This window comes from Winslowiella arboricola, assembly GCF_025527015.1.
GTDB lineage: Bacteria > Pseudomonadota > Gammaproteobacteria > Enterobacterales > Enterobacteriaceae > Erwinia > Erwinia arboricola.
In genome coordinates, this window is record NZ_JAODIM010000033.1 from 1 (window position 1) to 25,700 (window position 25,700).

The following is a 25,700-nucleotide window of genomic DNA, read 5'->3' on the forward strand; positions in this document are numbered from 1 at the left end:
TATTCGTAATGAATATAGTAGTCACTCTTGAGACTTGATATTTCAAATTTTTTCCATCCGGAGATGGTTTGCGATATCAACCCTGCGAGTGCCCACACAGATTGTCTGATAAATTGTTAAAGAGCAGTGCAATCAGCGACTTCGTCTGCTGCTGCGAGGTGGCGTATATTACGCTTTCCTCCCTCAGAGTCAACCCCGTTTTCAGAAGTTTTTCTCCGGCGGTTCAGAGCGCTTAACGCTTTCCGAACCTCCTGAGCCGCCGCTGTGTAAGCCGTTGTTCCGTCTCAGTGGTTGCGCATTATAGGGAGGTCCTGAGGGATAGCAAGCACAAATCTAAACTTTTTTGTCACTTTCATGCCACTTGCCGTAACTTCGTACGAAACGCTGCTTTTTAACCCTGTTTAATGCGCTGCGGCAGCTCTGCAAGGCTATTAATCACCCAATCTGCTGCAGCTTCACCTTCAGCCGTGACGGGCTTGCCGCTGCGAACCAGTACTTTTATACCGACACCAGCCGCTTTACCCGCCAACATATCCTCAATCTTGTCGCCTACTATATAAGAAGCAGACATATCGATGTTCAGTTCCTGCTGTGCCGAGAGCAACATGCCCGGCTGCGGTTTACGGCAATCGCACTGCTGGCGGTAAGCGTCTTCTGTTGCATCCGGGTGATGCGGACAGAAATAGATGCCGTCGAGGTCAACTTCGCGATCGGCCAGCGACCAGTCCATCCACTCGGTAAGGCTGATAAACTGATCTTCAGTAAACATACCGCGCGCGATACCGGACTGGTTGGTTACCAGCACCAGCGCAAAGCCCATGTTTTTAAGTTCACGCATTGCGTCAATCACGCCATCGATAAACTCGAAGTTATCGATTTCATGAACATAGCCGTGATCGACATTTACCGTGCCATCACGATCAAGGAAAATTGCGGGTACAAGCTCTGCCACGTAGAAACTCCTGCTACTAAATTTGCTGCACAGTATCGCATGATTGCAATAAAAGAGAGAATGCCAGATTGAATGACTTCGATTGATTTAGACGTCTGGATGCCTTACCATCCGTTCAAATTTCGCGATAGCGAAGATTGACGCTAAGCCACACCACGGACAACTTTCATCACGATAATAAATAACTCAATGATAAAACTTTCAAATATCACCAAAGTGTTCCAGCAAGGCTCTCGCAACATTACTGCGTTGTCAGATGTCAGCCTGCACGTGCCCGCCGGACAGATTTACGGCGTGATTGGCGCATCAGGCGCCGGTAAAAGTACGCTGATCCGCTGCGTTAACCTGCTTGAACGCCCCACTTCCGGCAGCGTGCTGGTCGATGGCCAGGAGCTGACCACTCTGTCAGAGGGAGAGCTGACCCATGCCCGCCGTCAGATTGGCATGATTTTCCAGCACTTTAATCTGCTGAACTCGCGCACGGTATTTGGCAATATCGCCCTGCCGTTAGAGCTAGGCAATCTGTCACGCGAGCAAATCAAACAACGGGTGATTGAGTTACTCGACCTGGTGGGCCTGGCGGATAAGAAAGATGTCTGGCCGGCCAATCTTTCTGGCGGGCAGAAGCAGCGTGTGGCCATTGCCCGTGCGCTGGCCAGTAATCCAAAAGTCTTGCTGTGCGATGAGGCCACCAGCGCCCTCGATCCGGCAACCACCCGCTCGATTCTGGAATTACTGAAAGATATTAACCGTCGCCTTGGCATTACCATTCTGTTGATCACCCATGAAATGGATGTGGTGAAGCGCATCTGCGATCAGGTTGCGGTGATCAGTAATGGTGAGCTGATTGAAAAAGACAGCGTCAGTGAGGTGTTCTCGCATCCGAAAACCCCGCTGGCCCAGCAGTTTATTCAGTCCACGCTGCATCTCGATATTCCACAGGATTATCTGGACCGCCTGCTGCCGGAAGCCAAAACCGATACCGTGCCGCTGTTACGTCTGGAGTTCACCGGTCAGTCAGTCGATGCCCCGCTGCTGTCGGAGGCGGCGCGCCGCTTTAATGTTAATAACAATATTATCAGCGCGCAGATGGATTACGCCGGTGGCGTGAAATTCGGCATTATGCTGGCTGAAATGGATGGCGACGATGCAGATACCGCCGCTGCAATCGCCTTCCTGCAGGAACATCATGTGAAAGTTGAGGTATTAGGTTATGTCTGAGGCAATGATGTGGTTACTGGGCCGGGGTGTATGGGAAACCCTGATGATGACCTTTGTCTCTGGCTTTATGGGTTTTGTGCTCGGTCTGCCAGTAGGCGTGCTGCTGTATATCACCCGTCCGGGACAGATTATGGAAGGCGCGAAGCTGTATCGGGTGCTCTCCGCGGCGGTGAATATCTTCCGCTCGATTCCGTTTATCATCCTGCTGGTCTGGATGATTCCCTTTACTCGCCTGATTGTCGGCACCTCCATCGGTTTGCAGGCCGCCATTGTGCCGCTGACCGTCGGCGCGGCCCCCTTTATTGCGCGTATGGTGGAAAACACCCTGCTGGAACTGCCAACCGGACTGATTGAAGCCTCGCGCGCGATGGGCGCCACGCCACTGCAGATCATCCGCAAAGTGCTGCTGCCTGAGGCACTGCCAGGACTGGTAAATGCCGCTACAATTACCCTGATTACTCTGGTGGGTTACTCAGCCATGGGTGGTGCTGTTGGCGCCGGTGGTTTGGGCCAGATTGGCTATCAGTACGGTTATATCGGGTATAACGCCACAGTAATGAATACGGTATTAGTATTGTTAGTGGTTTTGGTGTATTTGATTCAATTCTGTGGTGATCGCATCGTTCGTGCAGTCACCCACAAGTAAACACAAGCAACATCAATTTCATTTTGAAGGAACGGATATGTCTTTTAAATTAAAAACTCTTGCCGCTGTGGGTGCATTAATTGGTTCACTGGCGCTGGCTGGCTGTGGTCAGGAAGAGAAAGATCCAAACCACATTAAAGTGGGTGTCATTGTCGGTGCAGAACAGCAGGTTGCTGAAATCGCGCAGAAAGTGGCCAAAGAGAAATACGGTCTTGATGTCGAGCTGGTAACCTTTAACGACTACGTACTGCCAAACGAAGCGCTGAGCAAAGGCGACATCGACGTTAACGCTTTCCAGCACAAACCGTATCTGGATCAGCAGATCAAAGATCGCGGCTACAAGCTGGTATCGGTTGGTAACAGCTTTGTTTACCCAATCGCGGGCTACTCCAGAAAGATCAAATCGCTGGATGAACTGCAGGAAGGCGCTCAGGTGGCGATTCCTAATGACCCGACCAACCTTGGCCGTAGCCTGCTGCTGCTGCAGAAACAGGGTCTGATCAAACTGAAAGACGGTGTTGGCCTGCTGCCAACCGCGCTGGATGTGATCGAGAACCCGAAAAAACTGAAGCTGGTTGAGCTGGAAGCGCCACAGCTGCCACGCTCTCTGGACGATGCGCAGATCGCGCTGGCAGTGATCAATACCACTTATGCCAGCCAGATCGGCCTGACGCCTGCGAAAGACGGCATCTTTGTGGAAGACAAAGATTCACCTTACGTTAACCTGATCGTGGCGCGTGAAGATAATAAAGACGCGGAAAACGTGAAGAAATTCGTACAGGCGTATCAGTCAGACGAAGTGAACGACGCGGCGAACAAAGTGTTCAATGGTGGCGCAGTTAAAGGCTGGTAATGCCCTGCCTTAACGCACATTAACTGAGGGCGACGGCAACGTCGCCCTTCTTTTTTTGACGTCAGACCAGCTTCAACCCGCTTCGCCGCTTGTCATTTCAACCATAGCTTGCTTCAATAACGCCACTTTTATCAACATGAGGATTGTCACATGCGTGTTATACCGCTCTGTTTGTTAGCGCTGTCGCTGACAGGGTGTTCACTGCTGCACAAGTCACCAGAACCGATTCGCAGCTCAACCACGCAATCGACGCCGACTGAACCCGCGCGCACCAAGCCAGCTCCACGCCCGGTGCCGGTTAAACTGTATACCAATGCTGAAGATCTGATCAGCAAGCCGTTCCGTGATTTAGGCGAAGTATCGGGTGATGATTGTCAAAGCAGCACGCAGGACTCTCCGCCGAATATCAATACTGCGCGTAAAAGATTGCAGATCCGGGCTTCCGGCATGAAAGCGAATGCGGTTCTGCTGCATAAGTGTGAGATCGTTAGCGCGACTCAGGGTTGTTATCGTCAGGCCATCTGCCAGGGCTCGGCGCTAAAAGTCTCCGATCAATGACCGCTTTTTCCTTCGAGCAAATCGGTGTTATCCGTTCTCCCTGGAAGGAAAAATTTGCCGTTCCACGCCAGCCGGGCCTGATTCAGGACGGCGGCGGTGAACTGCATCTGCTGGCGCCTTACAATCAGGCTGAAGCCGTGCGCGGTCTGGAAGATTTCAGCCATCTGTGGTTACTGTTTATCTTTCATCAAACCATGGAAGGCGGCTGGCGTCCGACGGTCAGACCGCCACGGCTCGGCGGCAATGCACGTATGGGGGTGTTTGCCACCCGCTCCACCTTCCGTCCTAACCCCATCGGCATGTCGCTGGTTGAACTGCTGGATATCCGCTGCGAAAAAAATGCGGTGATATTGCGGCTTGGCAGCCTTGACCTGGTTGATGGCACGCCGGTTGTCGATATCAAACCCTATCTGCCATTTGCTGAAGCGCTGCCCGATGCCCGCGCCGGATTTGCCCAGCATGCGCCACAAGCCGATATGCCGGTGAGTTTCTCGCCCGCCGCTCAGCAACAGATTGCTGCTCAACAGCGAGATTATCCGCAGCTTGAGCGCTTTATCGCCCAGGTGCTGGCGCAGGATCCGCGCCCTGCTTATCGCAAAGGCGAAGAGCCGGATCGTGAATATGCCGTCTGGTTACTGGCGTTTAACGTCCGCTGGCGCGTCACCGCCACGGGAACCGAGGTAATTGCCGTCGATCCACGCTAATATATTGCGCGGTTGCCGATAACGGCGCCCCTGCACTGTTTCAGAGACACCGACAAATATTATGTAACCCTCTCTCTTTTGAGGATTAAGACTGGCTGGTACACTAGCCGCCAGTGTTTCAGGTCAGTTTACTTTTGATAGCTTTCCGTTTAATGGAATCGTAACAACATGCGTACTACTCAATATCTGCTCTCCACGCAAAAGGAGACGCCTGCCGACGCCGAAGTGATTAGCCACCAGCTAATGCTGCGCGCCGGGATGATCCGCAAGCTGGCTTCCGGTCTTTACACCTGGTTGCCCACCGGTTTGCGCGTACTGAAGAAAGTCGAAAACATCGTGCGCGACGAAATGAACAACGCCGGTGCCATCGAGATCTCCATGCCGGTGGTGCAACCCGCCGACTTGTGGCAGGAAAGTGGACGTTGGGAACAGTATGGTCCCGAACTGCTGCGTTTTGTCGATCGTGGCGAGCGCCCGTTTGTGCTGGGTCCAACTCATGAAGAGGTGATCACCGACCTGATTCGTAATGAGCTCAGCTCTTACAAACAGCTGCCGCTGAACCTGTTCCAGATCCAGACCAAATTCCGTGACGAAGTGCGTCCGCGCTTTGGCGTGATGCGCTCACGCGAGTTCATCATGAAAGATGCTTACTCGTTCCATACCACCCAGGAATCGCTGCAGGAAACTTACGATACAATGTATCGCGCCTACAGCCAGAGCTTCAGCCGTATGGGTCTGGATTTCCGTGCGGTGCAGGCGGATACCGGTTCTATCGGTGGCAGCGCGTCTCATGAATTCCAGGTACTGGCGAACAGCGGCGAAGACGACATTATCTTCTCTACTGACTCCGACTATGCGGCGAATATTGAGCTGGCGGAAGCGGTGGCACCGGCAGGCGAACGCCCGGCGGCAACGCAGGAAATGCGTGAAATCGATACGCCGAATGCAAAAACCATCGCAGCACTGGTTGAGCAGTTTAATCTGCCGATTGAGAAGACGGTGAAAACGCTGCTGGTTAAAGCGACCAAAGAGAGTGGCCATGCGCTGGTTGCCCTGCTGGTACGTGGCGATCACGAGCTGAACGAAGTCAAAGCGGAAAAAATCGCTGCTGTAGCGGTGCCGCTGACCTTTGCTACAGAAGAAGAGATCCGCGCCGCACTGGGCGCAGGTCCGGGTTCACTCGGTCCGGTTGGTTTGTCATTGCCGATTATTGCCGATCGCACCGTTGCCAAAATGAGTGACTTCAGCGCTGGCGCCAATGTTGATGGTAAGCACTTCGTCGGCATTAACTGGCTGCGTGATCTGCCAGAAGCAGAAGTTGCTGATATCCGTAACGTGGTGGAAGGCGATGCCAGCCCGGACGGTAAAGGTACGCTGCTGATCAAACGCGGTATCGAAGTCGGTCATATTTTCCAGCTCGGCACCAAATACTCGGAAGCGATGAAAGCATCGGTTCAGGGTGAAGATGGCCGTAACCAGGTGATGACCATGGGTTGCTACGGTATTGGCATCAGCCGTATTGTTGCTGCTGCCATTGAGCAGAACCATGACGATCGCGGCATTATCTGGCCTGCGGCGCTGGCGCCTTTCCAGGTCGCTATTCTGCCAATGAATATGCATAAGTCTTTCCGTGTGAAAGATGTGGCGGAAGAGCTGTACAACACCCTGCGCGCTAAAGGCATCGATGTCATTCTGGATGACCGTAAAGAACGTCCGGGGGTGATGTTTGCCGATATGGAACTGATTGGTGTGCCGCACACTATCGTGATTGGCGACCGTAACCTCGACAGCGAAGAGATTGAGTATAAAGCGCGTCGTGAAGGTGAAAAGCGGATGATTAAAACCGCTGAAATCGTTGATTTCCTCGTTGCTGAGCTGGCGAAGTAAGTCAGTCTGGCAGTAAAAAAAACCACCGCTTATGCGGTGGTTTTTTTATATTAGCCCTCAGTGGCGGCAACCGGTTCCTGCTCAAGCAAGGCGCGCATATTCTGGTGGCGATTCCAGTAGAGGCCGAAGGTCTGATTAAAGGCGGCAATTTCCTTTTTGATCCCCGGCAGGCGAATTAAGCTGCGTTTCTCTCCCTGCGCATTCGGCTGATAATGCTGCAGGTGGACAATGTCAGTGCCAAATCTGCTCCTGTGGTTCGCACTTTTAATGTTGCCCCACTCCAGTAACTCCGCACTCTGCGAATGAGTCACGCCGCGGTAGCTAATCTCAACCTGTAGTCCCCCTTTCAGCGGGAATACCACTGGCGGGAAATATTTTAATACCAGTGCGGTTTCCTCTGCACCAACCGGCTCATAGCTCCATGCCAGGCTCTCTTCATGCGCTGAAGAGAAATCCCCCTCATACTTCTGCCACAGCTGCTGCTCAATCTCTGTGGCCACTGGCATCAGATCAACCCAGCTCTGCGTCGGCAAGGCAGCAGCAATCGCTGCATAGCTGTCCTCTTCCAGCGTATAACCGACATTGCGCATCCTTTCGCTTAACGGCGGATGCGAATCATACGGATGCGGTATGTTTTGCTCGCGCATTATGCTGATAAAGTGCGTGGAGTTGACGTGTTCTGGCAAACCCGCGGCAATGGCTTTACTGATCCCCAGCTCTTGCTGATATTGCTTTTTATTACCAAACAGGCTGCGCTCAACCTCGCCACGATAACTGGCATAGGCGGAGATCTTAATCAGTGATTCGATAATGGCGGCTGGGGTAATCAAACGGGCGGCATTGCGGTCAGCGATAAATTCGCGTTCGCGGCTGTCGCGCTGTGAGGCCAGCTCAAACAACATGCGGTACAGGCAAGCCAGATAGTAGACCACCAGCGTGGGAAAATTCTCGCCCATCATATGGGTCCAGTTATCGAAGCGCTGCAATTTCGGTCCCAGCAATGCGCCAGAGGACGTATCGCCTTCGTACAGATGCGTCAGCTCATGCACCATCACCCCGTCCGCCTGCCCGAGTGTTAACTGGCGCAGCAATGGAATACTGACATACAGCTTACGACCTCCCAGTGACTGCTGCTTAACCCTGAGCGGCCCCTCGGTAACATAAAAGTTGGTGTCAATGCCGGCAATAATATGGTCCGGTGGTGTGGTACCAACCTGAGCCGCCAGCGCATCAATTCGCGCCCAGAGTTCCGGGGCCGCCGCACGCCTCACCACCTCTCCTTCAACCTCATCCCTGGTCGGCAGCCTTTTAAAGATGCCTCTGATGACATAGTAAATGCCAGCCAGCGCCATCAGGCCGGTAATAAACACCACTTTGGGATAATAGGTCTGGGTGAAGAAAGCCGTAATCCAGTAAGAGAGCCATACCAGCATCACGCCCTGCACCGCCACCATCATCAGGCTGGCCAGCACCAGAAACGGGCGTACCAGCATCAGGCTCCAGTACTGTCCTTTGCGGCGGGTAAACGCCAGTGCGCTGAACAGCATGACCAGCAGCAAGATTGCTGCACCGGCTATCAGCGTGCCGATGGCCAGTTTATCGATCAGGAAGAATTGCTCCAGCTCGGAACCTGTCGCGCAGACGGCGTTATGGTATTCACTCAGCTTACGGTCAACCGCGCCACAAACGCTGGATGGCGGATTCAGCTGCAGGAAAGCGGTCAGTCCGGCGACATCTGAATTCTGTTGTCGCGCATCATTAATTAATATCTCGGTATACTGTTTATCGAGCTGACTTTTGCCATATTCGGAAAACACCAAGGTAATGAACGGGATAAGAAAAAGTGTCAGCAGAACCAACAGAAAAACTTTTAAATATCCTTTTTTAAAAGCTGTTAATTTATTCAAAATAATAAGCCTGCAAACTTTTGTGGAATAACAAAGCTGTTTATATCAGGCAATACCGTAAAGTCAGATCTTCCGGTTCGGAGTGAATGGCGTGAGATCCTTCTCAGGCATGCAGCAGCTGTCATGCTAATAACCATTTAGCATGCCAATACAACACCATTTCTTTAGCTCATGCAAGATTGCTGGGTTTGATTCAGGCTAATTTACCGTCTTTATCCGAATAAAACCGCAACTGAACAGTGTTATTCAGCCAGCATCCTGCTTATTTCCCTCTTAATTATTCAGTAAAAATATAGCGGCCACCGCTTTGTTGCGATGGCCGTTTTATTTAGCTCGGTATTGCTACGTTACGCTCTTGCTCCTGCAAAGCACGCATACTCTGGTGGCGATTCCAGTAAAGGCCGAAGGTTTGATTAAAGGCTTCGATCTCCTTTTTAATCCCCGGCAGAGCGATCTTGCTGCGTTTTTTTCCCAGCGCGTTCGGTTGATGATGCTGCAGGTAGATAATATCCGTACCAAAGCGACGCACATGGTTCACGCTCTTAATATTGTCCCACTCCAGCAGCTCGGCGCTTTGCGGCGGCACAATACCACGGTAGCTAATCGCCACCTGTAAACCACCTTTCAGCGAGTATGTTACTGGCGGGAAATATTTCAGCACCAGCGCAGTCTCTTCTTCGCTGACCGGTTCATAGCGCCATGCCAGGCTCTCCTCATGCGCTGAAGAGAAATCACGCTCATATTTCTGCCACAACCGCTGCTCAATCTCTGTCGCCACCGGCATCAGATCAGCCCAGCTCTGCGCCGGGAAGCTGGCAGCAATCGCTGCATAGTGTGTCTCTTCCACCGTATAACCGACATTGCGCATTCTGTCAGCCAGCGGCGGATGCGAATCAAACGGGTGCGGAATATTTTGCTGACGCATCAGGCCAATAAAGTCCGGCGAATGGACATGTTCTGGCAGGCCTGCGGCAATCGCCTTACGGATACCCAGCTCATTCGCAAGCAGCGTTTTATTATCGAACAGCGTTTGTTCAACCTCACCACGATAGCTGGCATAGGCGGAGATTTTAATCAGTGATTCGATAATGGCAGCCGGGGAAATCAGCGTTGCGGCAGTGCGATCGGCAATAAACTCACGCTGACGGCTGTCACGCTGCGAGGCCAGTTCGAATAGCATGCGGTAGAGACAGAGTGGATAAAACACCACCAGCGTTGCCAGATTCTCACTCATCAGCTGCGTATACTGGTCAAAGCGGTGCAGCTTCGGCCCCAGCAGCGCGCCGGAAGCGGTATCGCCTTCATGCAGATGCGTCAGTTCATGCACCATGACACCGTCCGCCTGCGCGGTATCCAGCTGGCGCAGCAGCGGAATACTGACATACAGTTTTCGCCCGTGAAGTGGCTGCTCATTGACGCTAAGCGGCGCTTCAGTAACGTAAAAGTTAACATCAATACCGGCGATAATGTGGTCCGGCGGCGTGGTACCCACCTGAGCCGCCAGCGCATCGACACGTGCCCAGAGTTCTGGTGCCGCCTCGCGCGTCACCACTTCACCTTCTACCCCATCCTCTTTCGGCAGCTTTTTAAAGATGCCTTTAATCATATGGTACATGCCATACAGCACCAGCATGCCCACCAGCAGAATCACTTTCGGGTAATAGGTCTGGGTAAAGAAGGCGGTGCTCCAGAAGGAGAGCCATACCAGCATTGCCCCCTGCACCAGCACTTCCAGCGCGCTGGCCAGCATCAGGAACTGACGGGCCAACGTCAGGCTCAGCAGTTGTCCTTTGCGACTGGTAAATGCCAGCGCGCTGAACAGCAGCACCAGCAGTAAGATCACAGCACCGGCAATCAGCGTCCAGAAAGAGACTTTATCCATCATATAGAATTGCCACAGTTCCGACTGTTCTGCACAGACCGCATGCTGATAATCGCGCAATTCGTCCGGGACGGCGCCGCAAACGCTGGAAGGGGGATTCTGCCGCAGGAAATCATTCAGTCTGTTGACATCCTGATTTTGCGCGATGGCATCATTAACAAAGATCTCGCTATATTGCTGGTCAAGCTGGCGACTGCCATATTCAGAGAAAACCAGAGTAATCGTCGGGATAAGAAAAAGCGTCACCAGAAGCCACAGAAATACTTTTGCATATCCTTTTTTCAATGCCTTTAATTCGTTCAAAATAATAAACTCGCTAAATGTCTGTTGGCGGACAAAGCTGCTTATATCAGGCAACAAAAGAGATCAGATCTACCGGTAAACCGGGGGAATGGCGGCGAGATCCTTCTCTGGCGTGCATCAGCTTTATAGATATTAATAATTTTCAGAGCGGACTAATAAGACAATATTTTTGAATATCAGGCAATAGCGAATGGCGAAATTTAGAGTAATTATGCTTAACAATCAAATTCCTGTCGCTGCCTGAGGGGGGATTTCATGCAGCGATAATAAAAATTTGGCTTAATTTAAATTACTTCCGTTAATTTACTATCGCCATTAATTCGAGCGGATATGCCATATCCGGCAGCTTAGCGCACCTTGCCGCGCAAGTTCTTGGTCGCCGCTTTCCGCGCTTTTCCTTCCAGCCTTCGCTTGCGGGATGCCAGCGTTGGACGTGTGGCGCGCCGGGTTTTCTCCACCACGGTTAAGTCGTTAATCAGATTTTCCAGCCGCTTTAATGCCGCTTCGCGATTAAGCTCCTGGCTGCGATACTCTTGCGCTTTAATAATCACCACGCCATCTGGCGTAATCAGATGGTGACTGGCCGCCAGCAGACGCTCTTTATAAAATTCCGGCAATGACGACGCACGAATATCAAAGCGCAGATGAATGGCGGTTGAACTTTTATTAACATGCTGGCCGCCCGCGCCCTGCGCGCGGATGGCGGTAATTTCTAATTCAGCATCGCTGATGGTCGCATTACGTGAAAGAACAATCATGGTGCTTTGCCATTTATCAGCCAGTCAGTAAAACGCACTTCCAGATGATTTTGCTCATCAGACAGCCAGATGGTGCCATCCTGGATGGTCGCCTGCAGCGTCATACTGCGCGAAGCGAAAGCGGTCAGTGCCGCCAGCATCGCATCATCAATAAAACGTACCGTCAGATTGTCCTGTTGCGACAGCTTGCTCTGATTCTGCTGCCACCAGATCTGCGCAGCGCGTGCGGTATACGTATATAAAAATACGCTGGCGGAACGATTGCAGGCTCTTTTAATTCGCCGCTCTTCGGGCAGGCCTAAATCAATCCACTCTTCGATGCCGTTATGGTCATTCAGCCGCCAGATTTCCGGCTCATCTTCAGCGCTGAGGCCACGGGTAAATTGCAGGCGCTCACCGGCATGGCATAACCACGCCAAAAGCCGCAGCATCAGGCGCTCTTCAGTCTCCGATGGATGACGCGCCAGTGTCAGGCTGCTGTCGAGAAAAACGTTGCGATCCATATCCGCGACATTAACGTTGGCTTTGTAAATCGTTGCTTTAAGTGCCATGAGATCCCTTATTATCAGATTGTGCATTGTAACGCGCCGCGACAGCAAATCACCCTGCTGTGGGCTGATTTCACGTAAAAGCCTGTGCTATAGTCGCTTACTAGCCAGAGAGTTATGCTCTGAAGGAGGTGCATGTGCAAAAGTATTGTGAATTAGTTCGCCGCAAATATGCTGAGATAGGCAGCGGCGATCTTGGATACGTGCCGGACGCGATAGGTTGCGTGTTAAAAGCACTGGACGAGATAGCTGCCAATAGTGAGCTAGACTCTTCTATCAGGGAACAAGCAGCTTTTGCTGCTGCAAACTTATTGGTGAGCGATTATGTTGACGAATGAAGCGTACAAACCGATCAATTGTGACGACTACGATAACCTTGAGCTTGCCTGCCAAAGTAACTGGATACTGTCGCTGGAACTGAAAAACGGCGAAAAGCTCAGCGCGAAGGCCACAGATATGGTGATGCGAAAAAACATCGAATATCTGGTCATCGAGCTCACTGGCGAACAGCGCGAACTGCGGCTGGATCATATTGCCAGTTTCAGCCACCCAAAGCTGGGAACGGTTGTAGTCAGCGAATCTGACTGATTTTGCGGGCGGAAAACTCTTCCGCCCCTGCCTTTTCAGGGCTTCAGACTGCCATAGTAAGCCGCCAAATCGTCCATATCCTGCTCGCTTAATCCCGCCACAAACGCTTTCATCACTTCCGCCTGTCCGCCACTACGTTCACCCTTTTTGTACGCCTGCAACGCGTGCGCCAGGTAGGCACTGTTCTGTCCGGCGAGATTAGGATAGAGCGGTACGGAGGCCTTGCCTTCCGCGCCATGGCAGGCCAGGCAGGTGGCCGATTTTTGCCTGCCAGCAGTGACATCTCCTGCGGCCCAGGCCGGAACCGCGCTGATGGCCAGCAACAGCAACCCGATATGCTTATAGATCATTGTTCTCTCTGCTTATTGTGTCAGCCAGCTAATACGCCAGCTTTTGTTATCGGTGATACGGCCTTCGTGAGTGACAAAAACGCCCAGCGCGGCAATCAGTTGTTCGCCATAAAACAGTAGCGGCGTCCGCTCACGCTGCCAGACCGGGACAGCGAACTCCTGCCACAACTTTTTGATCGCCCGACTGCCAGCGCGCCCGACAATATGAAAATCACCCTGCGCACAGAAACGGATCGTCACCGGTTCATCCGCGCGCGGTTGACGCAGTTCACTGCCCTGCGGGTCGATGCACACCGTGCCAAGCTGCTGCGGTAGCAGCAGTGGTTGCCATGGGCTTTGCCACGGGATAACACATTCACGCAGCGAAGGATACTGTGGCAGCCAGTAAATGGCCTGGCGGTAGCGGCGGATTTGGTGATTTCCCAGCTGCAGACAGGGTGAAGCATCTTCACGACTATTGATGACCTCATGCCAGATACGTTGTACAGCGTCGCGTGATGGCATCTGACCGCCCTGCGCGCCAATCCAGCGGCGCAGTAGCGCATAACGCCGCGCCTCACTAAGTGGCTGTAACGGCGCGATAAGCAGTGAACCATCCGCCTGCGTCAGCGCGGCCAGCGATTCGGCCAGCAGCTCATCAAGTAACTGTTCCTGCTCGCCACAGAGCGCGGCGCTGCGTGCGCTGGCTTGCGCAAAGTGCGGCCAGCGCTGATTCAGCAGCGGCAGCACCTGCTGGCGCAGAAAGTTGCGGTCATAACGCACATCCTGATTACTCTCATCTTCAATCCAGCGTAACTGATACTGCTGCGCCCACAGCTCCAGCTGTTTGCGCGTCTGAGTCAGTAAAGGACGCAGTAACAGATTTTCCCCCAGCATCAGGTGCGCCGGCATCGCCGCCAGCCCGGCGGGGCCGCTACCGCGCTTCAATGCTAACAGCAACGTCTCGCACTGATCATCAAGATGCTGTGCAGTCAGCAGGGTTTCTCCCGGCTGCAGATGCCGACGAAAAGCGCCATAGCGCGCGCTGCGCGCCGCTGCCTCAATCCCCTGCTCGCGGCCATCCACTTCGACATGCTCAATCAGCAATGGCAGCTGCCACTCAGTACACTGCTGCTGACAATGCTGCAGCCAGCTGTCGGCAAAAGGACTCAGACCATGGTGGATATGAATGGCGCGCAGTTGCAGATCGGGATGGATGCTACGTAGTTGCACCAGCTGATACAGCAACACGGTCGAATCCAGCCCGCCACTGTAGGCTACCAGCAGGCGAGAGTGCCCGGCAAGTTGTGCGTCGAGACTGGAAAGCGGTGGCATAGCGATAGCGACGACCTCGGATAACCCGGTAAAAGTAAGCGGGTATTCTACGCCTGATACAGTTCCAGCGGCAAACCATCAGGATCGTTAAAAAAGGTAAAGCGCTTGCCGGTCAGCGGATCGACACGAATCGGCTCACAAACCACGCCGCTCTGCGACAGCTGCGCAAAGGCATCATCAATATTATCAACGCTAAACGCCAGATGGCGCAAACCGCAGGCTTCCGGATGACTGACGCGCGCCGGTGGCTGAGGAAAGGAGAACAGCTCAATGGTGTAGTGGCCATTCAGCGCCAGATCGCCTTTCCATGAATCGCGTGCGGCGCGGTAGATCTCATCGATAAGCGTAAAACCGAGAATATCGCAGTAAAAAGCTTTGCTACGCGGATAGTCGGTGGCAATGATGGCGATATGATGAACCTGCTTTAATCCCAGCATAATGATTTCCTGATTACGGCATATTGCCAGCACCATACCCGTAGCAGGCGCCAGCAACAAGGGGAGGAAATCCGGATTCAGCTGACCGGATCTTTCAGTACCCGCACCAGATAACGTCCCTCTTCGGTCAGTTTCGCGCCATGAATATCGGTTTCAAAGCCAGGATAGTGCTCACCAATAGTGCAAAGCATCAGCAGGAAATCGAGCACCGCACGGCTGTCAGCGGTAATCATCTCGCCCGGCATCACCAGCGGCACGCCTGGGGGATATGGCAGGATCATATTGGCGGAAACGCGCCCCACCAGCTGGCTGATATCGACAGTTTCCACATTGCCTTTGACCTGCTGCTGGAACATCTGATGCGGCGTCATTTTCATTTCCGGCAGGACATCAAAGGCCTGCAGCATCAGACGCGGCAGATCGTGCTGACGGATCAGGGTATGGATCCCCTGCGCCAGCGTCTGAATGCGCATATTACGGTAGAAGTCAGGATCTTCGGCATAGAGATCCGGCAACATATTCTGTACCCGCAGATTAAGATCGTATGCGCGTTTAAATTCGGTCAGGCCACGCAGCAGACTCATCGCCTTGGTTTTATCGATGCCGATACTGAACAGAAACAGCAGATTGTAAGGGCCGGTTTTTTCCACCACCACGCCACGCTCATCAAGGAATTTCGCTACCAGCGCCGCCGGGATCCCCTCATCGGCCATCACTCCCTGTTCGCTCATCCCCGGCGTAAGAATGGTGACTTTAATCGGATCGAGATACATATGATCGTGATCGGCATCGGTAAAGCCGTGCCAGTCATCGCCAGGCTCAATCGGCCAGCAGTCAGCCTCATCCACCGCTTCCGGTTGCCAGATATCAAAGAACCAGCTGTCACTCTCTTCGCGCAGCCGCTGCACTTCGCGGCGGAAATGCAGCGCACGCTCCACCGAACGGTTAATCAGGCGCTTGCCCGGATTGCCGCGCAGCATCGCCGCCGCAGTTTCAATCGAAGCGACAATCGCATAGTTCGGCGAGGTGGTGGTATGCATCATGTAGGCTTCGTTAAACGTCTGCTCGTCGTAGTCACCTTTAATATGAATCAGTGACGCCTGTGAGAAAGCAGCCAGCAGTTTATGCGTCGACTGGGTTTCGTAAATCACTTTTCCCGGTGTGCGTTCGCCACTCATGCCGCTTTTACCGGCATAAATCGGATGGAAATTGGTATAGGGCACCCAGGCGGAATCAAAGTGAATCGACGGTACATCCAGCGTCTGCTTAATATAGTGCGTGTTATACAGCAGGCCATCATAGGTGGAGTTGGTAATCACCGCATGTACCGGCCAGCTGGCGCGCGGGGTCCCGGATACCTTCTGCGCAATGCTGTCGCGACGGAACTCTTTCTGCGGGATACCACCAAGGATGCCCAGCGGATTGCGCGTCGGCTTCAGCCAGATCGGCACAATATCGCTCATCATCAGTAGATGCGTCAGCGACTTATGACAGTTACGGTCAATCAGTACCGTGCTGCCCGCTGGCGCCGCATACATACCGACAATTTTATTCGAGGTCGAGGTGCCGTTGGTCACCATATAACTCTGTTCAGCACCAAAGGTGCGCGCCACATACTCTTCGGCTTCGAGGTGCGGACCGGTATGATCGAGCAGCGAGCCCAGTTCGGTAACGGAAATCGAAATATCGGCCTTCAGGGTGTTAGCGCCAAAGAAGTCATAGAACAGGCTGCCCACCGGGCTTTTCTGAAATGCGGTGCCCGCCATATGGCCGGGGGTGCAGAAGGTATATTTCCCCTCCTTCACATAGGTAAATAGCGCGCGTGTTAGCGGCGGCGTAATGGTATCAATATATTCGTTGGTGTACTGACGGATACGCTGCGCAATATCGTCGGCGGCATTCAGCGCATACTCAAAGAACCACAGCGCCATCCGCATCTCATTAATGCTGACATCCAGCTGCGAGTGGGTATTGATAAAGGCGTACAGCGGCAGATACTCATTAAGCTGATTAATTTCACTGCACAGGTCGAGACTGTATTCATCCCAGTCAAAGATGACGCCGCAAATACGCGGATTGTGTTCAATCAGCTTAACCAGATCATCGGCATTTTTCGGGTAGATTAGCTGGAATCCCTGCGCGCTCAGGGCGGCGTCAAGTTCCCGGATTGGTTGGTCTTTATAGAAAACGTCGTGCGGTCCCATAATGGCGATGATATTCAATGCGTACCTCCTGGTAAATTTACTGCCAGGGATAAGCATAGCGGATCGACGCGCGCACCACGATCAGACCAGCACTGATAACGCATGCGGGCCGGTTAACTTACCGGCCCGTGCAGGCTTAGTTTGCCGCCGGTAATGTTACCCAGTAGCCAGGCTGGTAATCGATCGGCAGGAAGCGCTGATGGAACTCACGGAATGTTGCGTCCGGATCGAGATCGTTAAACAGATCGGGATGCATCCACTTCGCTAATTGCTGGATCGCGACAAACTGATACGGGCTGTCATAAAACTGATGCCAGATGGCATGGGCGTGACCATTGGTCGCCACCGGCTGGGTTTTAAACGCTGAACGCGCCATTAATGCCTGTAAACGCTGGATAGCGACTTTCTGATCCGCCCCCGGGCCGACGCCAACCCAGCCATTGGCGGTGTTGTAGTTTTTCCAGTTGGCACCGGTCACCACCACCACATCAGGACGCGCGGCGATAATCTGCTCCGGGTTCAGCGTGCCGAAAGTGCCGGGGATCAAGTTTTTGGCAATATTGTCACCGCCAGCCACTTCCACCATGCGGCCAAAGTTTTCATCGCCAAATGACATGCAGCACTCGTCGGTGTAGCCACCAGCGCGGTCGATCATCACTTTTGGCCGCGGCCCCTGGTACGCTTTCAGACGGTTGATCACCAGATCGATCTGCTGCTGACGGAAATCAATGATCTGCTGAGCGCGCTCGGGTTTATTCACCAGCTGGCCCATAATGCGGATACTCTTTTCCGCATTCTCAAAAGGTTTTTCGCGGAAGTCGATAAACACCACCGGAATGCCAACGCTGGCCAGTTTTTCGATTAATTTCGATTCGTCGGTAGCGGCTTTTGATTCCAGATTCATCAGCACCAGATCCGGCTTCAGGGTCAGTGCCTGCTCGACATTAAAGGTGCCATCTTTGGCGCCGCCAAAGGTCGGTAGCTTAGTGATCTGTGGGTATTTCGCGGCGTAAGTCTGGTAGCTGTCAAAATCCGCCTTGGGCAGATCGTCACGCCAGCCGACCACACGTTTAAATGGCGCATCGGTGTCAAAAGCCGCCAGCAGATAGATCTGGCGTCCCTCGCCTAAAATAATACGTTTTACTTCGGATTTGATTTCGACTTTCCGGCCGCTCACATCTTCGACCACAAAAGGCGCAGCCAGCGCATTATGCGCCAGTGCCAGTGCGGCCAGTAACAGTGCAACGCGACTCCACAGGTATTGCATGATTAACCCCTAAAAGACAATGATTATTATTATCAAAAAGCACCCGCATCTTATCCGCAGATAAAAGCGACAGCAATCAGTTTCTTAGGGTAACTATTCAGAAGGGGAATCAGACAGGATCAGACATACAAAAATGCCACTTGCCCGTTACGGGTAAGTGGCATTTCGACATGTAGGGGAGCCGTTCTCGGCTCCCTTGGGCGGCGAGAACGCCGCCCCTACAAAGAGCACTGCATCTGTTATGCGTAACCGTAATTCATCAGGCGCTGATAACGACGGTTAAGCAGCTCCTCGGTGTTCAGCACATCCAGATCGGCCAGATCGGCCAGCAGCTGAGCCTTTAAATTCTCAGCCATTTTGATCGGGTCACGGTGCGCTGAACCCAGCGGCTCCGGGATCACCGTATCGATCAGTTTTAGCTCTTTCAGACGCGGCGCAACAATGCCCATCGCTTCAGCGGCCAGCGGCGCTTTTTCTGCGCTTTTCCACAGAATTGACGCACAGCCTTCCGGTGAAATCACCGAGTAGGTGCTGTACTGCAGCATATTCACTTTGTCGCCAACGCCAATTGCCAGTGCGCCACCGGAACCACCTTCACCAATTACGGTGCAGATCACCGGAATTTTCAGGCCTGACATTTCACGCAGGTTACGGGCAATCGCTTCAGACTGTCCACGCTCTTCCGCACCGACGCCAGGGTATGCACCCGGGGTGTCGATAAAGGTCAGCAGTGGCATCTTGAAACGCTCAGCCATCTCCATCAGGCGTAACGCTTTGCGATAGCCTTCTGGTGCCGGCATACCGAAGTTGCGACGAATTTTCTCTTTGGTTTCGCGGCCTTTCTGATGACCAATGATCATCACCGGACGACCGTCCAGACGAGCAATACCCCCAACAATCGCTTTATCATCTGCATAAGCGCGATCGCCAGCCAGCTCGTCAAAGTCGGTAAACACGTTACGGACATAGTCCAGCGTGTATGGGCGCAGCGGATGACGCGCTAACTGCGCGATCTGCCATGCCCCCAAATCGGAGAAGATTTTACGTGTCAGCTCAACGCTTTTCTCGCGCAGACGCTGCACTTCTTCATCCAGATTAATATCCAGTTTTTCATCCTGACGGCTAACCGCAGTAAGCGAATCGATCTTCGCTTCCAGTTCTGCGATTGGCTGTTCGAAATCCAGGTAATTAAGACTCATAATATTCCTGTTTTAGTCAAACTCCAGTTCCACCTGCTCCGATCCTACCAACGAACGTAGATCGTTAAGTAAACGATCGTTGGGCGACACGCGCCATGCTGCGCCGAAGCGCAACTTCGCCCGCGCATCCTCTCTCTGATAATAGAGATGCACCGGAATGGTTCCCGAACGATGGGGTTCCAGGGATTGACGGAGACGGTTCAAAAGCTGGTCATCAATTTGCCTGTCCGTCAGCGAGATAGCAAGCCCGCGCGCATATTTTTCGCGAGCTTCATCAATGTCCATCAGTTCGCGGGCGGTCATCTTAAGGCCACCACTGAAGTCATCAAAGCTGACCTGTCCGCTGACGATCAGGATACGGTCTTTCTCCAGCATGTGCTGGTATTTATCTAACGCATCTGTGAACAACATCACTTCCAGACGGCCAGAACGGTCATCCAGCGTGCAGATGCCAATACGGTTACCGCGTTTTGTTACCATTACGCGGGCCGCCACCACCAGACCGGCTGCCGTGGTGACTTTACCACGATCGGTCGGGTGCATGTCTTTCAGGCGCGATCCACCAACATAGCGCTCTATTTCTTTCAGGTACTGATTAATCGGATGGCCGGTGAGATATAACCCAAGGGTTTCACGCTCACCGTCCAGCTGAATTTGTTCCGGCCACGGCGTGACATCAGAATAGGACTTCTCAACCTGCTCCGGCGCTTCCGCCAGTACGCCAAACATATCGGCCTGGCCAATTGCCTCGGCTTTGGCGTGCTGATCGGCAGCCTTCAGCGCATCGCCAAGGGCACTCATCAGCGCAGCGCGGTGCGGTCCAAGGCGATCGAACGCCCCGGACATAATCAGCTTTTCCAGCACCCGGCGATTAAGCTTTTTGGTATCGGTACGCGCACAGAGGTCAAACAGCTCACGGAAATAGCCGCCTTCGTTACGCGCTTCGAGAATCGCCTCAATCGGGCCTTCACCGACGCCTTTAATCGCGCCGATACCGTAGACGATCTCGCCGTCATTATTCACATGGAAATGGTACTGGCCGGAGTTAATATCCGGTGGCAGGATTTTTAATCCCATACGCCAGCACTCATCCACCAGCGAAACCACTTTCTCGGTGTTATCCATATCGGCGGTCATTACCGCCGCCATAAACTCGGCCGGATAGTGCGCTTTTAACCACAGCGTCTGGTAAGAGACCAGCGCATAAGCCGCGGAGTGCGATTTGTTAAAGCCGTAACCGGCGAACTTCTCCACCAGGTCAAAGATTTTTACCGACAGCTCGCCGTCGATACCGCGCGATTTAGCGCCATCTTCAAAACCACCGCGCTGCTTGGCCATTTCGACCGGGTTCTTTTTACCCATCGCACGACGCAGCATATCCGCGCCGCCAAGGCTGTAACCGGCCAGCACCTGGGCGATCTGCATCACCTGTTCCTGGTAGAGGATAATGCCGTAGGTCGGCTCCAGTACCGGTTTCAGCGACTCATGCTGCCACTGGATATCCGGATAGGAGATCGCTTCGCGACCATGCTTACGGTCGATAAAGTTATCCACCATTCCCGACTGCAGCGGGCCGGGACGGAACAGCGCCACCAGCGCGATCATATCTTCGAAGCAGTCAGGTTTCAGACGCTTAATCAGATCTTTCATGCCGCGTGATTCAAGCTGGAATACCGCGGTGGTTTCCGAGCGTTGCAGCATGTCGAAGCTTTTTTTGTCATCCATCGGGATGGCGGCGATATCGATTGGCGGTTCGCCCTGCTTTTCACGGCGGGCGTTAATCATTTTCAACGCCCAGTCGATAATCGTCAGGGTGCGCAGGCCAAGGAAGTCAAACTTCACCAGACCGGCATATTCAACGTCGTTCTTATCAAACTGGGTGACCGGCTGGTTACCGTTCTCGTCGCAATAGAGCGGCGCAAAATCGGTAATTTGGGTCGGCGCGATCACCACACCACCAGCGTGTTTACCGGCGTTACGTGTAACACCTTCCAGTTTGCGCGCCATATCGATCAGCGCTTTAACCTCTTCATCCGCCTCGTAGATTTCCGGCAGCTGCGGCTCAGCGGCGAAGGCTTTTTCCAGCGTCATTCCCGGATCGGGCGGCACCAGTTTCGAGATACGGTCAACAAAGCCGTATGGATGCCCCAGTACACGGCCAACGTCGCGGATTACCGCTTTCGCTGCCATGGTTCCGAAGGTAATAATCTGCGATACCGCCTGGCGGCCATACATCTCGGCCACATGTTCGATTACCAGGTCACGTTTTTCCATGCAGAAGTCGACGTCAAAGTCGGGCATCGATACACGTTCCGGGTTAAGGAAGCGTTCGAACAGCAGGTCAAACTCCAGCGGATCGAGGTCGGTAATTTTCAGCGCATAGGCCACCAGCGATCCGGCGCCGGAACCACGTCCGGGACCAACCGGCACCCCGTTATCCTTCGACCACTGGATAAACTCCATCACGATCAGGAAGTAACCGGGGAAACCCATCTGGTTGATAACTTTTAGCTCGATATCGAGACGGTCATCATACTCCGGGCGTTTTTCCACGCGCACTTCAGGGTCCGGGAACAGAAACTCCAGACGCTCTTCCAGTCCCTGTTTCGATTTCATCACGAGGAAATCTTCGGTGCTCATGTCACCGGTCGGGAACTGCGGCAGGAAGTACTCGCCAAGACGAATGGTGACGTTACAACGCTTAGCAATCTCTACGCTATTTTCCAGCGCTTCCGGGATGTCCGAGAACAGCTCACACATCTCCTCTTCACTGCGCATATATTGCTGAGGGCTGTAATTACGCGGGCGTTTTGGGTCATCAAGGGTAAAGCCGTCGTGGATCGCCACGCGAATTTCGTGAGCGTCGAAATCTTCTGCGTTGATAAAGCAGACTTCGTTGGTGGCCACCACAGGAATCCCTTCAGCAATCGCCAGTTCAACCGCGGCATGCAGATAGCTCTCTTCATCCGGGCGTCCGGTGCGGATCAGCTCCAGATAGTAGCGATTGGGGAAATGCTGCTGATAGAACGCCAGACATTGCGCGACCAGCGCCGTGTTGCCGCGCAGCAGGCTTTTGCCGACATCGCCGCGCCGTCCGCCAGAGAGCAGAATCAGCCCTTCCTGCAGATCGATCAACCAGTCACGGTCGATAATCGGCCCCGCCGCACCATAGCCGCGCTGATAAGCGCGCGAGATCAGCAGTGTCAGGTTCTGATAACCGGTGTTATTGGCCGCCAGCACGGTGATATGGCTCAGCTCATCGCCCATCAGCTCGCTGGAGACAAGGAAGTCAGCGCCGATAATCGGCTTAACACCTGCGCCATGCGCGCTGCCATAAAACTTCACCAGACCGCAGAGGTTGGTGAAGTCAGTTATGGCGACCGCAGGCATGCCGATAGCTGCCGTTTTTTTCACCAACGGGGCAGTCTTGGCGAGTCCATCGATCATGGAATAGTCGCTGTGAACGCGCAGGTGAATAAAACGTGGTTCAGCCATAAATCTTTTTAGCTCCGGTTGTTCAGACGGGCAGCGAAAACGCCGCCCCTACAGTGTTTGCAGGGGAGCCGGTTTCAGCTCCCGTGCATTGCTGACTTCTGCATCCAGCAGTGCGTTACGCACCGGGGCGAAACTGCGGCGATGATGCGCCGTGGCACCGTGTTGCGTCAGCTGTTGCAGGTGGAACGCGGTCGGATAACCTTTATGCTGGGCAAAGCCATACTGGGGAAACTCTTTATCCAGCTCAGCCATTTCGCGATCGCGCGTCACTTTAGCAATAATAGAAGCCGCACTGATCTCCGCGACCAGGCTATCGCCTTTTACCACCGCCAGCGATGGCATCGGCAATGCCGGGCAGCGATTACCGTCAATCAGCACATAGTCCGGCAGCACAGAGAGTCCCGCCACCGCACGCTGCATCGCCAGCATGGTGGCATGCAGGATATTCAGCTGATCGATCTCTTCCGGTTCAGCGCGACCAACACTCCAGGCCAGTGCATTGGCTTTGATCTGATCATACAGCGCCAGACGCCGCTTTTCTGACAGTTTTTTCGAATCTGCCAGACCGATAATCGGTTTCGCCGGGTCGAGGATCACGGCTGCGGTGACAACCGCGCCAACCAGCGGCCCGCGACCCACTTCATCAACGCCGGCAATACAGCTCGCCAGCGGTGGATAGATAAAATTAGACATTTGCCAGCTCCAGCACGGCTTCTGCCGCTTGTTCATCCGCGTTCCAGCGGATTTGATGGTGCAATTCGTGGAAGGTCGCCAGCAATGCGTCGCGCGTCTTCCCCCCGGAGAGTAACGGTTCCAGCGCCGCCGCCAGCAACTCAGGCTGGCACTCGGTCTGCAACAGCTCTTTCACCAGTTCACGGCCGGCCAGCAGATTCGGCAGCGAGACATAATCGGTTTTTACCAGACGCTCCGCCAGCCAGAAGGTGAACGGCTTCATGCGATAGCCCACCACCATCGGACACTTGGCCAGCATACACTCCAGTGCAGCAGTACCGGACGCCAGCAGTGCGGCATCGCTGGCAACCATCGCCTCACGGCCATGACCATCGAGCAGATGCATCGGCAGATCTGGCGCCACTTCCGCTTTGATCCGTTCGAACTGCTCACGCCGTTTAGCGTTGACCAACGGCACGACAATTTCCAGCTCCGGCCACTTTTCGCGCAGCAGCAGCGCCGTTTTCAGGAAGTCGGCGCTAAGCATCTCAACTTCCGCGCCGCGACTGCCCGGCAGCAGCGCCAGACAGCGGGCATTTTCATCAATCCCCAACGTCTGGCGTGCGGCCAGCTTATCCGGCTGCAACGGCATGGCATCCGCCATCGTGTGGCCGATAAAACGGCAAGGCACATTAAACCGGTCATAAAACGCTTTTTCAAACGGCAGAAATGCCAGCACCAGATCGGTTGATCTGCCAATTTTGAAAACACGTTTTTGTCGCCATGCCCAGACTGACGGGCTGACGTAATGAATGGTGCGAATACCGCGCTGTTTTAAACGTCCCTCGAGGGTGATGTTAAAGTCTGGCGCATCAATGCCAACAAAAACATCCGGCCGCAGTTCGCTAAAACGACGGGTCAGATCGCGACGGATCTTCAGCAAGCGTGGCAGACGCTCCAGCACCTCAACGATGCCCATTACCGCCAGCTCTTCCATCTCATACCAGGCTTCACAACCTTCCGCCTGCATCAGCGGCCCCGCGACGCCAACAAAATGCGCATCAGGGTGTTTCTCTTTCAGGGCGCGGATCAAACCTGCACCAAGAATATCGCCGGAGGTTTCTCCGGCGACCAGGGCAATCGTTAAAGGACGCTTTAGCATGAGTTAACGAATCAGACCTCGCGTTGAACGCGTAAAGAAATCGTAGAATGGCTGCACTTCAGGATGTTGTTGAGCAATAGCTTCAATCTCAGGCTTCACTTCATCCAGCGTGCGACCACTGCGGTACAGCAGTTTGTAAGCATTGCGAATCGCATGCAGTGCTTCTTTGCTGAAGCCGCGACGTTTCAGCCCTTCGATGTTGATACCAAATGGCGTTGCGTGGTTGCCCTGCGCAATAACAAAAGGTGGAACATCCTGGGCAACGCCAGAACAACCGCCGACCATCACATGCGCGCCGATGATGCAGAACTGATGCACCGCCGTCATACCACCGATAATGGCAAAGTCATCAACGGTGACATGGCCGCCAAGCGTGGCGTTGTTGGCAAAGATACAGCGGTTGCCAATCACACAGTCATGGGCGATATGTGCGTTAATCATCAGCAGGTTATCGCTGCCAATTTTCGTCACGTCACCGCCCTGAATGGTGCCACGATGGATAGTCACACTTTCGCGAATGCGGTTGCGATCGCCAATTTCCACGCGTGTAGGTTCGCCGGCATATTTGAGATCCTGATTCACTTCACCAATCGAAGCGAACTGATAAATCTCATTATCCTTGCCAATGCGCGTGTGGCCATTCACCACCACATGGGACTTCAGTACGGTACCTTCACCAATTTCAACGTTAGCGCCAATAAAGCAAAATGGGCCAATATGGACGCGAGCGCCGATAATGGCGCCCTCTTCAACAATTGAACTCGGATGGATTACGGCGGTTTGGTCTATCACG

At 53.5% G+C, this 25,700-nt stretch carries 23 protein-coding genes; 8 read left to right on the forward strand and 15 right to left on the reverse strand.

The features are described from left to right. Window positions 1-391: 391 nt before the first annotated feature. Window positions 392-952: a D-glycero-beta-D-manno-heptose 1,7-bisphosphate 7-phosphatase gene (gene gmhB / locus N5923_RS01950; protein WP_267140761.1), complete on the reverse strand. Its 561-nt coding sequence runs from the start codon at window positions 950-952 to the stop codon at window positions 392-394. A gap of 189 nt (window positions 953-1,141) precedes the next feature. On the opposite strand from gmhB, the gene metN reads away from it, so the two are divergent. From metN to proS, 6 genes are all read left to right on the forward strand, one after another. Beyond that, window positions 1,142-2,173: a methionine ABC transporter ATP-binding protein MetN gene (metN, locus tag N5923_RS01955; RefSeq protein WP_267140762.1), complete on the forward strand. Its 1,032-nt coding sequence runs from the start codon at window positions 1,142-1,144 to the stop codon at window positions 2,171-2,173. Beyond that, window positions 2,166-2,819 carry a methionine ABC transporter permease MetI gene (locus N5923_RS01960; RefSeq protein ID WP_017800330.1) on the forward strand — a complete coding sequence of 218 codons (654 nt, stop codon included), beginning with the start codon at window positions 2,166-2,168 and terminating at the stop codon, window positions 2,817-2,819. Before metN ends, N5923_RS01960 begins: the two co-directional genes overlap by 8 nt. 37 nt (window positions 2,820-2,856) lie before the next feature. Next, window positions 2,857-3,672: a MetQ/NlpA family lipoprotein gene (locus N5923_RS01965; protein WP_267140763.1), complete on the forward strand. Its 816-nt coding sequence runs from the start codon at window positions 2,857-2,859 to the stop codon at window positions 3,670-3,672. A gap of 150 nt (window positions 3,673-3,822) precedes the next feature. Then, window positions 3,823-4,230, forward strand: a complete 408-nt coding sequence (gene rcsF, locus N5923_RS01970) for an Rcs stress response system protein RcsF (protein ID WP_267140764.1) — start codon at window positions 3,823-3,825, stop codon at window positions 4,228-4,230. After that, complete coding sequence (gene tsaA / locus N5923_RS01975; protein ID WP_267140765.1) at window positions 4,227-4,934, forward strand: tRNA (N6-threonylcarbamoyladenosine(37)-N6)-methyltransferase TrmO; 708 nt, start codon at window positions 4,227-4,229, stop codon at window positions 4,932-4,934. Before rcsF ends, tsaA begins: the two co-directional genes overlap by 4 nt. A gap of 168 nt (window positions 4,935-5,102) precedes the next feature. Next, window positions 5,103-6,821: a proline--tRNA ligase gene (gene proS / locus N5923_RS01980; RefSeq protein WP_267140766.1), complete on the forward strand. Its 1,719-nt coding sequence runs from the start codon at window positions 5,103-5,105 to the stop codon at window positions 6,819-6,821. A 50-nt stretch (window positions 6,822-6,871) separates the two neighbouring features. On the opposite strand, the gene N5923_RS01985 is transcribed toward proS, so the two are convergent. From N5923_RS01985 to N5923_RS02000, 4 genes are all read right to left on the reverse strand, one after another. Continuing rightward, window positions 6,872-8,728: a M48 family metallopeptidase gene (locus tag N5923_RS01985; protein ID WP_267140767.1), complete on the reverse strand. Its 1,857-nt coding sequence runs from the start codon at window positions 8,726-8,728 to the stop codon at window positions 6,872-6,874. Between the two features lie 328 nt (window positions 8,729-9,056). Then, window positions 9,057-10,913 (reverse strand): M48 family metallopeptidase, encoded by a 1,857-nt coding sequence (locus N5923_RS01990; protein ID WP_267140768.1) that lies wholly within the window; start codon window positions 10,911-10,913, stop codon window positions 9,057-9,059. 347 nt (window positions 10,914-11,260) lie between these two features. Continuing rightward, a complete protein-coding gene (arfB, locus tag N5923_RS01995) occupies window positions 11,261-11,671 on the reverse strand; it encodes an alternative ribosome rescue aminoacyl-tRNA hydrolase ArfB (protein ID WP_267140769.1) in 411 nt (136 codons plus the stop codon). Continuing rightward, complete coding sequence (locus tag N5923_RS02000) at window positions 11,668-12,222, reverse strand: YaeQ family protein (protein ID WP_017800337.1); 555 nt, start codon at window positions 12,220-12,222, stop codon at window positions 11,668-11,670. The genes arfB and N5923_RS02000 overlap by 4 nt, the downstream gene beginning before the upstream one ends. 134 nt (window positions 12,223-12,356) lie before the next feature. On the opposite strand from N5923_RS02000, the gene N5923_RS02005 reads away from it, so the two are divergent. Both N5923_RS02005 and rof read left to right on the forward strand, forming a co-directional pair. After that, the gene (locus N5923_RS02005) at window positions 12,357-12,557 is read left to right on the forward strand and encodes a YaeP family protein (RefSeq protein ID WP_267140770.1); all 201 of its coding nucleotides are present in this window, start codon (window positions 12,357-12,359) and stop codon (window positions 12,555-12,557) included. Then, window positions 12,544-12,807, forward strand: coding sequence for a Rho-binding antiterminator (rof, locus tag N5923_RS02010; protein ID WP_267140771.1), 264 nt, complete (start codon window positions 12,544-12,546; stop codon window positions 12,805-12,807). The genes N5923_RS02005 and rof overlap by 14 nt, the downstream gene beginning before the upstream one ends. Window positions 12,808-12,842: 35 nt before the next feature. On the opposite strand, the gene N5923_RS02015 is transcribed toward rof, so the two are convergent. The 10 genes from N5923_RS02015 to lpxA form a co-directional block, all read right to left on the reverse strand. Continuing rightward, a complete protein-coding gene (locus N5923_RS02015) occupies window positions 12,843-13,157 on the reverse strand; it encodes a c-type cytochrome (protein ID WP_267140772.1) in 315 nt (104 codons plus the stop codon). 12 nt (window positions 13,158-13,169) lie between these two features. Next, window positions 13,170-14,471 (reverse strand): tRNA lysidine(34) synthetase TilS, encoded by a 1,302-nt coding sequence (gene tilS / locus N5923_RS02020; protein ID WP_267140773.1) that lies wholly within the window; start codon window positions 14,469-14,471, stop codon window positions 13,170-13,172. Between the two features lie 47 nt (window positions 14,472-14,518). Next, window positions 14,519-14,908: a VOC family protein gene (locus tag N5923_RS02025; RefSeq protein ID WP_267140774.1), complete on the reverse strand. Its 390-nt coding sequence runs from the start codon at window positions 14,906-14,908 to the stop codon at window positions 14,519-14,521. A gap of 77 nt (window positions 14,909-14,985) precedes the next feature. Then, window positions 14,986-17,130: a lysine decarboxylase LdcC gene (locus N5923_RS02030; protein ID WP_267140775.1), complete on the reverse strand. Its 2,145-nt coding sequence runs from the start codon at window positions 17,128-17,130 to the stop codon at window positions 14,986-14,988. Window positions 17,131-17,248: 118 nt separating this feature from the next. Then, window positions 17,249-18,379: an ABC transporter substrate-binding protein gene (locus N5923_RS02035; protein ID WP_407704363.1), complete on the reverse strand. Its 1,131-nt coding sequence runs from the start codon at window positions 18,377-18,379 to the stop codon at window positions 17,249-17,251. Between the two features lie 239 nt (window positions 18,380-18,618). Next, window positions 18,619-19,578: an acetyl-CoA carboxylase carboxyl transferase subunit alpha gene (gene accA / locus N5923_RS02040; RefSeq protein ID WP_267140776.1), complete on the reverse strand. Its 960-nt coding sequence runs from the start codon at window positions 19,576-19,578 to the stop codon at window positions 18,619-18,621. Window positions 19,579-19,590: 12 nt separating this feature from the next. Further along, a complete protein-coding gene (gene dnaE, locus N5923_RS02045; RefSeq protein ID WP_267140777.1) occupies window positions 19,591-23,073 on the reverse strand; it encodes a DNA polymerase III subunit alpha in 3,483 nt (1,160 codons plus the stop codon). Window positions 23,074-23,121: 48 nt separating this feature from the next. Beyond that, window positions 23,122-23,766 carry a ribonuclease HII gene (gene rnhB / locus N5923_RS02050; RefSeq protein WP_267140778.1) on the reverse strand — a complete coding sequence of 215 codons (645 nt, stop codon included), beginning with the start codon at window positions 23,764-23,766 and terminating at the stop codon, window positions 23,122-23,124. Continuing rightward, a complete protein-coding gene (gene lpxB, locus N5923_RS02055) occupies window positions 23,759-24,907 on the reverse strand; it encodes a lipid-A-disaccharide synthase (RefSeq protein ID WP_267140779.1) in 1,149 nt (382 codons plus the stop codon). The genes rnhB and lpxB overlap by 8 nt, the downstream gene beginning before the upstream one ends. Before the next feature lie 3 nt (window positions 24,908-24,910). Further along, complete coding sequence (lpxA, locus tag N5923_RS02060; RefSeq protein ID WP_267140780.1) at window positions 24,911-25,699, reverse strand: acyl-ACP--UDP-N-acetylglucosamine O-acyltransferase; 789 nt, start codon at window positions 25,697-25,699, stop codon at window positions 24,911-24,913. Window position 25,700 lies beyond the last annotated feature (1 nt).

What these genes read in the sequence shown, in the direction of transcription:
- lpxB (WP_267140779.1), bottom strand. Translation starts at nt 24,907, where the DNA reads ATGCTAAAGCGTCCTTTAACGATTGCCCTGGTCGCCGGAGAAACCTCC.
- N5923_RS02025 (WP_267140774.1), bottom strand. Translation starts at nt 14,908, where the DNA reads ATGCTGGGATTAAAGCAGGTTCATCATATCGCCATCATTGCCACCGAC.
- accA (WP_267140776.1), bottom strand. Translation starts at nt 19,578, where the DNA reads ATGAGTCTTAATTACCTGGATTTCGAACAGCCAATCGCAGAACTGGAA.
- N5923_RS02000 (WP_017800337.1), bottom strand. Translation starts at nt 12,222, where the DNA reads ATGGCACTTAAAGCAACGATTTACAAAGCCAACGTTAATGTCGCGGAT.
- proS (WP_267140766.1), top strand. Translation starts at nt 5,103, where the DNA reads ATGCGTACTACTCAATATCTGCTCTCCACGCAAAAGGAGACGCCTGCC.
- rnhB (WP_267140778.1), bottom strand. Translation starts at nt 23,766, where the DNA reads ATGTCTAATTTTATCTATCCACCGCTGGCGAGCTGTATTGCCGGCGTT.
- rof (WP_267140771.1), top strand. Translation starts at nt 12,544, where the DNA reads ATGTTGACGAATGAAGCGTACAAACCGATCAATTGTGACGACTACGAT.
- metN (WP_267140762.1), top strand. Translation starts at nt 1,142, where the DNA reads ATGATAAAACTTTCAAATATCACCAAAGTGTTCCAGCAAGGCTCTCGC.
- dnaE (WP_267140777.1), bottom strand. Translation starts at nt 23,073, where the DNA reads ATGGCTGAACCACGTTTTATTCACCTGCGCGTTCACAGCGACTATTCC.
- arfB (WP_267140769.1), bottom strand. Translation starts at nt 11,671, where the DNA reads ATGATTGTTCTTTCACGTAATGCGACCATCAGCGATGCTGAATTAGAA.
- rcsF (WP_267140764.1), top strand. Translation starts at nt 3,823, where the DNA reads ATGCGTGTTATACCGCTCTGTTTGTTAGCGCTGTCGCTGACAGGGTGT.
- N5923_RS01965 (WP_267140763.1), top strand. Translation starts at nt 2,857, where the DNA reads ATGTCTTTTAAATTAAAAACTCTTGCCGCTGTGGGTGCATTAATTGGT.
- N5923_RS02035 (WP_407704363.1), bottom strand. Translation starts at nt 18,379, where the DNA reads ATGCAATACCTGTGGAGTCGCGTTGCACTGTTACTGGCCGCACTGGCA.
- N5923_RS02015 (WP_267140772.1), bottom strand. Translation starts at nt 13,157, where the DNA reads ATGATCTATAAGCATATCGGGTTGCTGTTGCTGGCCATCAGCGCGGTT.
- N5923_RS01960 (WP_017800330.1), top strand. Translation starts at nt 2,166, where the DNA reads ATGTCTGAGGCAATGATGTGGTTACTGGGCCGGGGTGTATGGGAAACC.
- tsaA (WP_267140765.1), top strand. Translation starts at nt 4,227, where the DNA reads ATGACCGCTTTTTCCTTCGAGCAAATCGGTGTTATCCGTTCTCCCTGG.
- tilS (WP_267140773.1), bottom strand. Translation starts at nt 14,471, where the DNA reads ATGCCACCGCTTTCCAGTCTCGACGCACAACTTGCCGGGCACTCTCGC.